We start from the raw sequence: 13,481 nt of genomic DNA on the forward strand, positions 1-13,481 counted from the left end.
CAGCACGGTACAAACCGCATCTTATTGTTTTCCCAACCAAGTTGGTGGAAAGTTCTCAACAAGGCAAACTTGGGTATATAACTTGTTGTTACTAACTTAATTGCGTAAACAATAAACACCCACTTAGAGTTTGTCAACTTTTGTTACTAACCACTCATTTCTATAAGGTTTTTACGTACAAAAATCCGACAGTTATTGTGGATAACCTAAGTAGATAAGCACACCCTTGCTTAAAGAGAAACGCTAGGCAGCAATGAGCATGTTTCTAACAATCGGTTACTTACCCATTGATTGACTACTTGTTATGCGCTAGATTACTTACAAATTATTCTCAGGACCAAATCATGATCGTAACCGTCGACATCATTCCATTCAGACTATCTGGCTGCGCCGATAAAGGGTTGGAAGTGTTGCTGATCAAACGTTCGAATCCGGAACGTCCGTACCACGGTGTATGGGCTCTTCCCGGCGGGTTCGTGTTTGATAAAGACATGACCGACGAAGGTGGACGACCAGCAGACGAGAACTTCGAAGCGGCACGACGTCGTATTTGCCGTGAAAAAATCCACACCTATCCGCGTCACTTTAGTGAAGCCTTTGTCGATGGTGACCCAAAGCGCGATCCTGAGGATTGGAGCCTGAACATCACTCACTACGCCTTGGTTGACCGTAACAACAAAGAGCAAATCGATAACGCTGGCGTACCAGAATGTCATCTGAAGTGGTTTCCGCTCCAAGCAATCCTTGATGGTGAAGAAACCCTCGCTTTTGATCACCAAAAGATGATTGAAAAAGCATGGCAAAAGCTGCGCGCCTCTATCGAATACACCTCTGTCCTGCTGTTCGCACTTGATAAAGAGTTTTTGGTTGCCGACATCATTTCCGCCTATCAAGAGTTCGGCATCGACATCAGCCGAATGACGATCAAACGCCGTTTGATTGATTCCGGCGTACTTAAGCCAACCAACAAAGTCGCTTCTACCAACAAAGGCAAAGGCGGTAAGCCAGCTATGGTGTACACCCTAGCAAACGACGAAGTCACCTTTTTCCAAAACTGCTTGCGTGGCTAACGCAAGCATAGAGACAGACAAGGAGTCTGCCATGACCGTTCGAGTTAATTATCAAACCACTGCTGTGATCGATGTCGATCCAGAGAAAGGTTTCACCGAACTTTGCCCTGACGAACTGCCAGTTACTGGCGCATTAGAAATCGTTCCAGAGCTGCTTAAGAACCACACGAAAGGTCGTTTGAAATTAGTCAGCCGTGACTTGCACCCACCAAAAGCGGCTTGGGATGCAGAAACGCCAGCAAATATGCTTGAGCCAGTTGGCCTGCCCAATGTGGATATTAAGTGGAACCGCCATTGTGTGCTTGGTACTAGTGGGGTAGAACTGCTAGACGGTCTGCCACCTGTTCTGGAATACGATTTCCAAGTGAACAAAGGTATGGATCCAGACGCCCACCCTTACGGCATCTTTTTCCATGACATGGCGGATACCAAAACCACCGGTGCGAATGAGTTCTTACAATTCAGCCACATCGACACCGTGGTTGTTGGTGGCTTGGCACTCGATTTTTGTGTGAAAAAGTCCGTCACTCAAGCTCTAGAGTTAGGTTTCAAAGTGATTGTGAACCTAGCATCTAGCCGCGCGGTATTGCCAGATACTATCGATGCGGTCATTGCTGAATTGGAAGAGAAAGGCGCGGTGTTTGTTAACAATGCAGATGACATCATCGTAGAAAACTTCGCTTAGTCCCCCCTCTGAATAACAAAAAACGGTCCAGCAAAACTGGACCGTTTTTTTGTTTTTGCGTGTACTAAGCTTGGGGGATTACTTAATTACGCCACAAACCATGCGCGCACCACCACCGCCAAGTTTCGCTGGATGATCTGAGTGGTTGTCACCGCCAAAGTGAACCATAAGCGCTCGACCTTTTACATCCGCTAGCTTAACTCGTGGTGCAAGCACAGGTTGATTCGCCATGCCGTTTGCATCTACGTACATTGCAGGTAGATCACCTAAGTGGTTGCCATCAGTCCAAGGAAATCCATGCTGACCAGTACCTTTAGGGTCATAGTGACCACCAGCAGCACCACCTAACACTGTTTTTCCGTCTTTAATGCTGCTATCACAAGAGCCATTAGCGTGAACATGGAAACCATGAGCACCAGATGGAAGACCGCTTAAGTTTGGAGTGAAAACCGTACCATAATCGCTAGTCGTGATCGCAACTTCGCCAACAGACTTACCTGTTGCAAGATCGGTCATTTCCACCGTTAACCCATCGGCAAGAGCCGAACCTGATAGCAAAACGCAAGCCGCCATTAAAGCACTTAGTTTCATAAAATAAGATCCTTATTGTTAGTATTGTTTTTTGAACTCAAGCATATGCTTGGCTCTTTACTTATTTCATCGCGAATTTCCCTTAGGAGAACTAAGCGTGATGTTATTTTGCCAAAGATTTCAGAACATCACTCTGACCAAAAACTTCGGCAAATTCTTTTAGATTTAGACCCGATTTATTGCGTAGCTCTGGAGAGCAGTCAGCTTGATAGAGGTCCTTAGCAATACCGACTTCACGCTTAATGAGCGCCCCCATTAATGCGGTGTTACCACGCTTGTCTTGCAAGCAAGCATTAGCACCAGCGTCCAGTAGGTAACGGACGGTTTCTCTATTTCCTTGGTATGCTGCAACCATCAATGCCGTATAACTTTGGTTATTGCGTTGATCAATTGGAAAGCCCTGTGAAACAAAGGCTTCAACCACTTCATTATTGCCAATTCGGGCAGCATCAAAGAACAGCGTTACTAAAGATTGATATTCCGTTTCTAGCTTTTCTTCAGAAGCATACAAACTGAAAGACAAGCTCAGAGAAAACAAAATAGAACTGAGCAAAAATAGTGTTTTCATCGACTCACCCTCATCAAATCAAGAATGGCCTACAGGAGCCCTGTTTTCCGGGCAGAAAAGAGCAGATTTATCTCCCGTAGGCCAAAACTTTACGCCTACATCATCGCTTTGTTTTTAACTTGCGAGATATTTGTGTCGGTCGCTTTTGCTAGGCGCGTACCGTACTCTTTGTCTGCACGATAGAAATAGCTCACCATCGTTGCCTTGACGTCTTTATCCATTACCTTGTTCAGATCACCAGCAAGGTTAGCAATCAAGTCTTTCTTGTCTTGCTCGTTCATGCTGCGGTACAACACACCCGCTTGGTAGAAATTACGTGGGTTGCTGATCGCTTTTTGTTGAACAGTACCAGCCAACTTGGTTTCAACCGCTTTAAACTGCGTGTCTTCTGCCAGTTCAAGCTGACGGCTTGGCTCGTAGTTTACGTCCCCATTTGCTGCCTGAGCATTGTTGCTCACACCATTTTGATTGTGGTTATTTACCGGAGCTAACGGACGGTTCACTGGCAGTTGGAATAAATTCGCCCCCAAGCGATATAACTGTGTATCCGCGTACGCAAACAAGCGACCTTGCAGCAAGCGATCTTCAGAAGGCTCGATACCAGGAATCAGGTTTGAAGGCGCAAATGCCGACTGTTCGGTGTCTAAAAAGAAACTTTCAGGCAGTCGATTCAACGTCATAGTACCGACTTTTTTATCTGGTACGTTCAACCACACTTTGGTCGCATCCAAGCCGTTGTAGTCGAGCTTGCTCAACGCTTCTGGTGATAACACCTTCACGTAAAGATCCCATTTAGGGTAATTACCACGCCCAATTTCCTCGTACAGATCATTGGTCAAATGGTTAAAGTCCTTACCCTGCCTAGCGGTGACCTCATCAGGACGAAGACTTTCAATACCCTGTTGGCTCTTCCATTGGAACTTCACATAGTTCACATCGCCTTGCTTATTGATCCACTTGTATGCATGAACGCCAAATCCATCCATTGTACGGTAGCTCGCAGGCGTCCCTAGGTTGCTGTAAACCCAAGTCAACATGTTGGTCGCACTCGGCTCATGACTGAAAAAATCAAAAAAACGATTTGGGTCTTGTACATTCGTTACCGGTGACGGTTTTAGAGAATGCACCATATCTGGAAACTTAATCGAATCACGGATAAAGAACACCGGTAGGTTGTTACCTACTAAGTCCCAGTTTCCTTGCTCAGTATAAAATTTGGTTGCAAAACCTCGTGGATCACGAAGTGTCTCTGGTGAGCCTTTAGAGTGAATAACGGTCGAAAATCGAACGAAAACAGGAGTTACCTTTCCTTTGTTAGTAAAAGGAGCGGAAACCGTTAGATCACTAAAATCACCAGATGCAACGAATTCACCATGAGCCCCCGTACCACGAGCATGCACCACACGCTCAGGAATACGCTCACGAGCAAAACGCTGCAATTTTTGGATCAGATGGACGTCTTGCAGTAATACACTGCCGTTTTCACCTGCCGTTATAGAGTTTTGGTTATCACCAACTGGTGCACCATTGTCTCTTGTCAGGGTTTGCGCCTGTAGAGATGTGCTGGCTAAGCCAACTGTAATTAATAAAAAGCTTTTTGACATCTGCATGGTTGCTCTCCAATGCGTGCTAACCATTTAGCCATTCATATGGCAAATGGGTATTCAAAAGCTCTTTTCTGCCCACCGAGAATATATCTTCAATGATTACATTTGTTTAATGGGAAATAACGATAGATTTAATAGGGATAATCTATGAAATTTTTCTCAGAACATCAGGTTTAGCAATAAAATTCGAGGAAGTGATAAGTTTCTCGAGGAGTGAACCAGTACACTGACAGAAAAACACATCGATGAAAAGGACACCATGATGTCCCAACATGAAAAGTTAAATTACGTTGAGTTTGGCACACCAGACATCCGCGCAACAAAGCGGTTTTTCGAGCAAGCCTTTGAGTGGAGCTTCGTTGATTACGGCCCCGAGTACAGCGCATTTACAGGTCAAGGTTTAGACGGTGGCTTTTATGTAGCGGAGCAAGTCAGCCAAACAACAAATGGGGCTGCGCTTTTGGTGTTCTACAGCTCAGATATTCGCGCCACGTTAGCCAAAGTTGAGCAGTTCGGAGGGCAAGTCATACGCCCGATCTTTGAATTCCCCGGAGGTTGTCGTTTCCATTTCACCGAACCGAGTGGCAATGAGTTCGCGGTCTGGTCTGAGAGTCATTAATTTATAAGCCAGAATCGGAACTGACATTGGATTACGGGTTGATCTCAACTTTGGTTTAAGTCACTGTTAGCGCAACAATTAATCAATGAGGCGCTAGACCTCGACCAAGGATGTAACATGAGTGCAGCCAGTTTTTTTCGCTTACTTTGTCTCGCTGCTATTTGGGGAGGTTCGTTTCTATTTATGCGAGTCGCCGCCAATACATTTGGACCCGCTTACTTAATTGAGTTTCGAGTAGCCTTCGCAGCAGCGGCATTATTGTTGATTGCCCTCTACCTCAGAAAGAGAGTGGTCTTCTTCAAACACATTAAACACTTTTTCATTATTGGCTTGTTTAATAGTGCCGTACCCTTTCTGCTTTTCGCGTATGCAGCACAAACACTGAATGCATCAACGTTAGCTATTCTCAACTCAACGGCACCGATATGGGGGGCTTTAATTGGCTTTGTTTGGTATCGCAGCCCGTTAAGCGCAAAAGCGATTCTTGGCATGATGATAGGTATTGGCGGTGTCGCCGTTCTTGTTGGCTTGGATTCTTCGACAATTGGCGGCGAGGCAATATTCCCTATCGGGGCGAGTTTAATGGCTTCATTCAGCTACGGTATTGCAACCAACTACACCAAGAATGCGCGACAAGTCCCTGCCTTTGATAATGCTCACGGCAGCATGTGGGCAGCCGTGATTTGGGTACTGCCTTTGCTGCCATTCTTGCCAATGCGAGCAGAACCGAGCACCTTTGAATGGGGCTCTGTGATTACACTCGGTGTGCTATGTACCGGCTTAGCCTACTTACTTTACTTCCACTTAGTCTCTGAAATTGGCCCAACTTCAGCCCTCACGGTCACGTTCCTTGTCCCTGTTTTTGGTATCCTATGGGGCTATTTAATTCTGGGCGAGCCGATCGGCTTCAATACCATCATAGGTACCATTCTGGTGCTGAGTGGAACGATGTTGGTGACAGGCTTCTCCCCTGCCGCCGTGCTTGCTAGAAGAAGGGCAAAGTAGATTAGTTAGCCCAATACCACTTCTACACCTTGCTTTCTCAACTGTTCGAGGTCGCTTTTCGGAGCGGCTTCGTCGGTTAACAGCACCGAGATTTCACTCGTTTTACCAATCGAAGATGGGTAGATTTGCCCAAACTTGCTTGAGTCCGTCAGTACGATGTTACGGCGCTTTTTCGCAATGATGGTTTCAGCGATTTCTGCGCGCATCATGTCTCGGCTAGTAAAGCCAGTATCTTGATGGAAGCCGTCAATACCCAAGAAAGCCGTGCTGAAGTGAATTTTCTCAATACACAGCTTAGTCAGCGGTCCAACCAAGCTCTCGCCTTGATGCTGATACACACCACCAAGCAAGATGATGTTAGCTGAGGTGTTACGGATGAGGTGGGCAATGTACGCCGATGGGGTAATGATGGTGACGTCACCGCGTTCAGCCAGCGTGCGAGCCAAGAGCGCATTAGCACTTCCGCCTTCGATCAATACGGTTTCGTTTGGTGATACCAAGTCTGCCGCTTTGTTGGCTAACGCCTGTTTGATGTCGAAGCGCACTTCAAGTCGCGTATCAATATCGTCACTTTGTAGCGCGGTCGCAGCGCCGTGTACACGCTTTAAGTAGCCTTGTTGCTCAAGGAAGTTCAAATCCTGCCTGATGGTCACGCCCGACACGCCAATGATGTCAGAAAGCTCCGTCACTTGAACGCGTTTGCGGTCATTAACCAATTGCAGGATTTCGTTTTGTCTTGAGTTCACAGGCTCGCTCCTTATAGATGAGCTTGCAGTATACGCCCGAACACTTTCATATGAAAGCAACCTGTGAACGATAGAAATAAGCTAAGCTGCGTTACACCGTAAGCTCAAGACGGTTGCCATCCGGATCTAAGATGCAGCTTTCGTAGTAACCATCACCTGTTTGTCTCGGACCGTCGATCCATTGGTAGCCATCATTCACTAAGGTTTTGGTCAATTGATCCACTGCCTGCTCTGATCCTAGAGAAAGGGCAAAGTGTGCCAACCCTGTTACCTGCATCGCATGAGATTTTTCACAGGCGGTCACACCTTCCATCGACATTAACTCCAGTCGTGCACCACTTTCAAACGAAAGAAAGTAAGATGAAAACTGTTTAGTTGGGTTGTGGTATTTGTCGTTAGACACCGCGTTAAAGTATTTCTCATAGAAGGATTTTAGCTCTTCCAAACGTTCAGTCCAAATCGCGATATGTTCAATTTTCATTAGGATTCCCCCTAGCTCTTAACTGCGTTCAATCTAACGAGGAAAAGCAGTACAAAAAAGAGAGCAAATCACTTCTGAGTTGTTCCTGTTTTATGGTTGGAGTTGTGTTTGAGTGAAAGTGATGCCCATAATGGCGCAAAGATTTTTCAGGACAGAATGATGGAAGAAATTTACTTCGCAGGCGGCTGCCTTTGGGGCGTTCAAGAATTTATGCGCCACCTTCCGGGCGTAATCAGCACCCAAGCAGGACGAGCAAATGGCAAGACGGACAACACTCAATCCGAATACGATGGCTACGCAGAATGCGTGAAAACCCAGTTCGATCCTGAGCAAGTTTCGGTTGAAACTTTAATGGGGTATCTGTTTGAGATAATCGACCCGCATAGCGTTAACAAACAAGGTGAAGACGTAGGTGAAAAGTACCGTACCGGTGTTTATAGCCAAAGCGAACAACACCTAGCGATTGCAAAAGCATTTATCGCAGCAAGACCAGATGCCGAGAAGATCGCCGTAGAAGTACTGCCACTCACAAACTATGTACCAAGTGATGATGAGCACCAAGACAGACTCACGCGCTTTCCAAACGACTACTGCCATATCCCGTTAGATTTGCTGCATAAGTACAAAAATCCGTCTTAATGGATTAGCCAAATTCAGCGTACCAACCCCTCCTAATCTCCCCTTGGCTTCAGATTCGGAGCTTAAATTAGCCAATGTATATCAAGGGGAGGAACTGTCCGAGATCACCCGTCAGCTTGTGCAGGCCGTCAGCTATTACCCCAACGAAAGCCGTCATTCCGTACAGCGACGAAGGAGCGCAATACGGAATCTACTGTCCGCGAGCAATCAACACAATTGAGCCTGAAAAGCTTTCAAAAAAAGAGTGCTGCCCGCTCTATGTCTTTTCTCAAAGATACAGAAAATTACGTTAATAAAAGGACTATTGGAGGAGCTTTAGCACAAAGCCTCTTTTTTATAGCAAAATTGAACCATATTTGACTCCCTTCTCGTTTATTTTCAAGCTTCATTATTAATTTCAAAATAAATGGAATATAAGTCACAATACTAATTCTCTTCTAGCTCATTGATATTAATGACTTCTATCACACTTAGCTCTCAGTGATACAAAAATATAGTTATTGGATTTTTTTTACTATTTCAGAAAACCGTAACATTAATTAAATTTGCCTCATTACTTCAGTACCAATGAGTCAAAAAATGATTACAGAACTAACAAACGTCAATTTAATTAAAGGCAACCTTCAAGCAAATAATAAAAAAGAAGTCTTTGAAGAGCTAGCGCAAATGCTATTCGAAAATAATCGAGTCAGCAGCAAAGAGGCTTTTTTAACCGACATCGAAGCACGTGAAGCATTGAGCGTGACTTCAATGGACGGCATCGCTTACCCACACGCAAAAAGCAAAGCGGTTACAGAGCCTGCAATCGCTGTTGGCGTAAAGCGCGAAGGCATCGAGTATGGCGACGAAGAAGGAGTCAAACCGACTGTATTCTTCATGATTGCTTCACCAGATAACGGTGCCGACCACCATATTTATGTTCTTCAAGAATTATTCGGCAAATTTAGCGAAGAGTTTATTGAAGATATTCATAACGCAAAAGACGAAAACCAAATACTAAATATTTTAATTAATTCATAAGGCGTGAAATTATGAGTACAATCACAGCTCAAGCTAGTAATAATAGCGATTTCAAAAAAATCCTAAGTACCATGAAAGGTCACCTTTTATTCGGTACTTCTCACATGCTTCCATTTATCGTTGCGGGTGGTGTACTACTAGCGCTAGCGGTAATGGCATCAGGTAAAGGTGCGGTTCCTGCGGACGGTTTATTGGCTGATATTTCTAATATCGGTATTAAAGGTCTGGTGCTGTTCCCAATTATTCTTGGCGGCTTCATTGGCTACTCAATTGCCGACAAACCAGCTCTAGCGCCAGCGATGATCTCTTCTGGCATCATGGCTGATATGGGCGGCGGCTTCCTTGGTTGTATCGTAGCGGGCTTCATCGCTGGTGGTGTGGTATTCCAACTTAAGAAGATCCCTCTTTCTGCTAACATGACTGCGTTGGGCGCTTACTTCATCTACCCTCTACTAGGTACGCTTATCTCTGCAGGTATCGTTCTATGGGGTATCGGTGAGCCAATCAAGATCTTCATGGCTTCTATGAACGAATTCCTAGCTTCTATGGCTGGCGCTTCTAAAGTGGTTCTAGGTACGATTCTTGGTGGTATGACTGCATTCGATATGGGTGGTCCAATCAACAAAGTAGCAACGCTATTTGCTCAAACTCAAGTTGATACTCAACCATGGCTAATGGGTGGTGTTGGTATCGCAATCTGTACGCCTCCTCTAGGTATGGCACTAGCAACATTCCTATTCAAGAAGAAGTTCACTAAGCAAGAACAAGAAGCAGGTAAAGCAGCAGCAATCATGGGTTCTATCGGTATCTCTGAAGGTGCTATCCCATTCGCAGCAAACGACCCTGTACGCGTTCTTCCTTCAATCGTTGCTGGTGGTATCGTTGGCTGTGTGTTCGGCTTCCTAACAGACGTACTACTACACGCACCATGGGGCGGTCTAATCACAGCTCCTGTATCAAGCAACATCCCAATGTACGTTGTGGGTATCGCACTAGGCTCACTAACAACAGCAGTTATCGTTGGCTTCTGGAAACCAGTTGCTGAAGAAGAAGCAGAAGACGAAATCGTTGAAGCAGCACCTGCACAAGCTCAAGCGGCTCCAGCAGCAGGCGAAGGCGAGTACGACATCGTAGCAGTAACATGTTGCCCATCTGGCGTAGCACACACATTCATGGCAGCGAAAGCACTAGAGAAAGCAGGTGCAGCAGCGGGTCTGAAAATCAAAGTAGAAACTCAAGGTCAAAACGGTATCCAGAACCGCATCACTGACCTAGATGTAGCAAACGCGAAGCTGGTTATTCTAGCTCACGATATCCAAGTAAAAGACGCTCACCGCTTTGCAAAAGCAAACGTTGTTGAGTGTTCAACGAAAGAAGCGATGCGTAACGCAGCGACTCTTGTGAAAGCTTAAACCTTAAGCTCCTCCCCCTAAGAGCCCTTTCCCCCAAAGGGCTCTATTTCAAGTTTTTAAGTTTTAGTAATACCCCTGATTTTTTTAATTATATAACCCTACAATTTACAAGGCTTTAAAAATGAAATTCAAACCTTCCCTACTCGCTTGCGCAGTTCTCAGTGGTCTAGTCGGTCTGACTGGCTGTAACGACGACACAACCAACATTTATGAAGGCGGTGACACCAACCCTGCACTGCCGGATATTCCTGACGGCGGCAAGCCAGTATGTCCTCCAGTTGGCGATGGCGACTGTGATGACAAGCCAAACCCAGAAACACCTGAAATCGACATGGGCGTTCACATCCCGGTAGATTTCGCCGATATGGACGTAACACGCTACGTCAACCCATTCATCGGCACAGGTAACCTAGGCAACACCTACCCTGGTGCAACCACACCACACGGCATGGTGCAGCTTTCTCCAAACAACGGTTCTAACGGCTGGGAATACATTTCAGGCTACTACTACCACGACGCACGTACTTCCGGTTTCTCTCATACCCACCTTTCCGGAGCAGGTGCTGGCGACTTGAACGACATTCTCGTCATGCCAATCAACTCGCGTTCGGATTACATGATTGATGAAGGTTCGGCAACGCTAAACCTAGAAGCGTCTCGCTTCCAACATCGTGACGAGCAAGCTACGGCAGGCTACTACAAAGTCGATCTATTGGATTACGACATCAAAGCCGAGTTGACGGCGTCTGATCGCGTTGGTGTACACCGTTACACCTTCCCTCGTGATGAGAAGTCAGAAATCATCGTGAACACTGGCTTCAAAATTAACTGGGACTACACCTCAGATTCTTACTTGAAATGGGACAAAGACAATAACCGTCTAGAAGGTCACCGTTTCTCAGATGGTTGGGCACCAAGCCACAAAGAATTCTTCGTGATGGAATTCGACCAACCAATCAAAAACGTTCGCTTTGCTTACTACGATAAAGAGCAAGGTCGTTACATGGACGTGCCAGAAGGCATTACGGAAATTGGTAACGAAACACGCGGCAAGTACCAATACGCGCGTGCTTACGTCGAATTCGACACATCAAAAGACGGCTTAACGGTTGAAGCGAAATTGGCGCTATCAAACGTTGAGATTGGCGAGAATGGTAAATCAGGTGCTTCTCTTAACATGACAGAAGTTGCTGGCATGAACTTCGACCAAGTACGCGAAGCGGCAACGAAGAAATGGGAAGACGAACTCGGCAAGATCCAAGTCTCTGGCGACGAAGATTACAAACAGACGTTCTACACCGCGATGTACCACTCGTACCTAGGTCAAACCATTCACTCTGACTTAGATGGTCGCTACCGCCAAGTTCACCAAGGTCGCAACGCTTACCCAGATGGCAACACACCTTGGGGCGATAAGATTGATACGCTGAAAGAGTCAATCCGCACTGCCGATGCTAACAAAGATGGCAAAGCAGACTTCACGCGCTACGACACTTTCTCGTTATGGGATACCTACCGCGCAGTTCAACCGCTGTCTTCGATTCTTGAGCCAGACCGCCTAGCAGACGTGGTTCTGTCTATGTTGTCTTACGCCGAAGAAGAATGGGTGGATGACAAAGGCAACGTGCGCAAAGGTCGTCTGCCTGAGTGGACATTCAAAGGCAACGAAACCGGCATGATGATGGGCATGCACTCAACGCCTGTGATTCATGATGTGTTGTCGAAAGGTTCACTAGAAAAACGCATGATCGACCTTGGTTTTACAGAGGCAGAGCGCAAAGACGTAAAAGAGCGCTTAGTTGAAGCGATGATCACTGACGCACGCGCAGCAACGAGTCAAGGCGTAGCATGGATCAAAGAGTACGAAGAACAAGGTTACGTGCCAGCGCAATTGCACGACACTCCACCAGATTCTTACGGCGGTCACTCACCATTTAAAGACTCTTGGACAGCATCTTACTCGCTTGAATACTCAATGAACGACTGGGCAATCGCGCAATCGATCAAAGAAGTCTTTGGTGAAGAAGATCCACGCTACACCGAGTTCGCTAACCGTTCTAAAAACTGGCAAGCGCAATTCGACTTCGGTGGTAAGCAATACCAAGGTTGGTTCAAAGCCCGTGACTACGATGGCGAGTTTATCGATGCAGGTTGGGTAGACCCAATCACCGGTCGTGCGGTGGGTAAAGACTGGCGTCCAGACATGTTCAACTGGGCATTCTCTGAGTCGAATGGCTGGCAATACTCGTTCAGTGTTCAGCACGACATTCATGGCTTGATTGACCTGATGACACGCTTCGACAAGACACAAAACCCTGAAGCAGAACGCGGTGACTTGTTTGCAGCTCGCTTGGATGAGTACTGGTCAACCTACCCAGACCGCAACGCTGGCGACAACCAATTCCCTGTGTTCAACACAGGTAACGTTGGTCAGCACGTTCAAGGTAACGAACCAGATATCCACGTGCCGTACTTGTACAACTACGTCGGTCAACCTTGGAAAGGTCAGGCAGCCATCGCAGCAGCAACCAACATTTGCTACAAGAATACCGCTGACGGCATTTGTGGTAACGACGACTTCGGTACGCTCTCTGCGTGGTTCGTGTTCCGTGCACTTGGCTTCTACCCAGTGAACGCTTCTTCTGGCATCTACGAAATCGGTACTCCGCTGTTCGAAAGCGCGTCTATCGATGTCGGCAACAACCAGAAGTTCACGGTGACCGCGAAGAACGTTAGCCGCGAAAACATCTTCATTCAATCGGCTCGCTACAACGGCAAAGACTTCAACCGTACTTACCTGACTCATGACGAAATCATGTACGGCGGTGAGTTGGAGTTCGTGATGGGCGACAAACCAAATCAACGTTGGGGCTCTTTAGAGCAAGATCTTCCACCAGCGCAAGGCATCGGTGAGTTCTTGCATGAAGACGAGATGCCAGCAGGTTCTCGTTAATCCCAATAGTGACAACTCAGCCGGGAGAGCGCATCTCCCGGCTATCCCTACAAGAAAATTTTATAAGCAGTCCTTTATAAACAGT

General features: G+C 46.4%; 13 protein-coding genes. 8 read left to right on the forward strand and 5 right to left on the reverse strand.

The window, feature by feature from the left end; translation table 11 throughout:
• Nucleotides 1-344: 344 nt before the first annotated feature.
• On the forward strand, nt 345-1,070 hold the full coding sequence (locus GXP65_RS07735) for an NUDIX domain-containing protein (RefSeq protein ID WP_162092459.1): 726 nt from the start codon (nt 345-347) through the stop codon (nt 1,068-1,070).
• 31 nt (nt 1,071-1,101) lie between these two features.
• Nucleotides 1,102-1,755 (forward strand): nicotinamidase, encoded by a 654-nt coding sequence (locus GXP65_RS07740; protein ID WP_162092460.1) that lies wholly within the window; start codon nt 1,102-1,104, stop codon nt 1,753-1,755.
• 78 nt (nt 1,756-1,833) lie between these two features.
• On the opposite strand, the gene sodC is transcribed toward GXP65_RS07740, so the two are convergent.
• The 3 genes from sodC to GXP65_RS07755 all read right to left on the reverse strand — a co-directional run bounded on the left by sodC (nt 1,834) and on the right by GXP65_RS07755 (nt 4,524).
• A complete protein-coding gene (sodC, locus tag GXP65_RS07745; protein WP_045374380.1) occupies nt 1,834-2,346 on the reverse strand; it encodes a superoxide dismutase family protein in 513 nt (170 codons plus the stop codon).
• A 103-nt stretch (nt 2,347-2,449) separates the two neighbouring features.
• Entirely contained in the window at nt 2,450-2,914 is a 465-nt protein-coding gene (locus tag GXP65_RS07750; protein WP_005429471.1) for an ankyrin repeat domain-containing protein, read from the reverse strand.
• 95 nt (nt 2,915-3,009) lie between these two features.
• On the reverse strand, nt 3,010-4,524 hold the full coding sequence (locus tag GXP65_RS07755) for a catalase (RefSeq protein ID WP_162092461.1): 1,515 nt from the start codon (nt 4,522-4,524) through the stop codon (nt 3,010-3,012).
• A 259-nt stretch (nt 4,525-4,783) separates the two neighbouring features.
• On the opposite strand from GXP65_RS07755, the gene GXP65_RS07760 reads away from it, so the two are divergent.
• Both GXP65_RS07760 and GXP65_RS07765 read left to right on the forward strand, forming a co-directional pair.
• On the forward strand, nt 4,784-5,140 hold the full coding sequence (locus GXP65_RS07760; RefSeq protein WP_162092534.1) for a VOC family protein: 357 nt from the start codon (nt 4,784-4,786) through the stop codon (nt 5,138-5,140).
• A 117-nt stretch (nt 5,141-5,257) separates the two neighbouring features.
• Nucleotides 5,258-6,145, forward strand: a complete 888-nt coding sequence (locus GXP65_RS07765) for a DMT family transporter (protein WP_162092462.1) — start codon at nt 5,258-5,260, stop codon at nt 6,143-6,145.
• 5 nt (nt 6,146-6,150) lie between these two features.
• On the opposite strand, the gene GXP65_RS07770 is transcribed toward GXP65_RS07765, so the two are convergent.
• A complete protein-coding gene (locus GXP65_RS07770; protein ID WP_162092463.1) occupies nt 6,151-6,891 on the reverse strand; it encodes a DNA-binding transcriptional regulator YciT in 741 nt (246 codons plus the stop codon).
• 91 nt (nt 6,892-6,982) lie between these two features.
• Nucleotides 6,983-7,372, reverse strand: coding sequence for a VOC family protein (locus tag GXP65_RS07775; protein ID WP_162092464.1), 390 nt, complete (start codon nt 7,370-7,372; stop codon nt 6,983-6,985).
• 159 nt (nt 7,373-7,531) lie between these two features.
• On the opposite strand from GXP65_RS07775, the gene GXP65_RS07780 reads away from it, so the two are divergent.
• The 4 genes from GXP65_RS07780 to GXP65_RS07795 all read left to right on the forward strand — a co-directional run bounded on the left by GXP65_RS07780 (nt 7,532) and on the right by GXP65_RS07795 (nt 13,396).
• Nucleotides 7,532-8,011, forward strand: a complete 480-nt coding sequence (locus GXP65_RS07780) for a peptide-methionine (S)-S-oxide reductase (protein WP_162092535.1) — start codon at nt 7,532-7,534, stop codon at nt 8,009-8,011.
• A gap of 579 nt (nt 8,012-8,590) precedes the next feature.
• A complete protein-coding gene (locus GXP65_RS07785) occupies nt 8,591-9,031 on the forward strand; it encodes a PTS sugar transporter subunit IIA (protein ID WP_021018112.1) in 441 nt (146 codons plus the stop codon).
• An 11-nt stretch (nt 9,032-9,042) separates the two neighbouring features.
• Entirely contained in the window at nt 9,043-10,443 is a 1,401-nt protein-coding gene (locus tag GXP65_RS07790) for a fructose-specific PTS transporter subunit EIIC (RefSeq protein WP_005453038.1), read from the forward strand.
• A gap of 121 nt (nt 10,444-10,564) precedes the next feature.
• The gene (locus tag GXP65_RS07795) at nt 10,565-13,396 is read left to right on the forward strand and encodes a GH92 family glycosyl hydrolase (RefSeq protein ID WP_162092465.1); all 2,832 of its coding nucleotides are present in this window, start codon (nt 10,565-10,567) and stop codon (nt 13,394-13,396) included.
• The last annotated feature ends 85 nt before the right edge of the window (nt 13,397-13,481 follow it).

Source organism: Vibrio sp. LB10LO1, from assembly GCF_010092875.1.
Taxonomy (GTDB): Bacteria; Pseudomonadota; Gammaproteobacteria; order Enterobacterales; family Vibrionaceae; genus Vibrio; species Vibrio campbellii.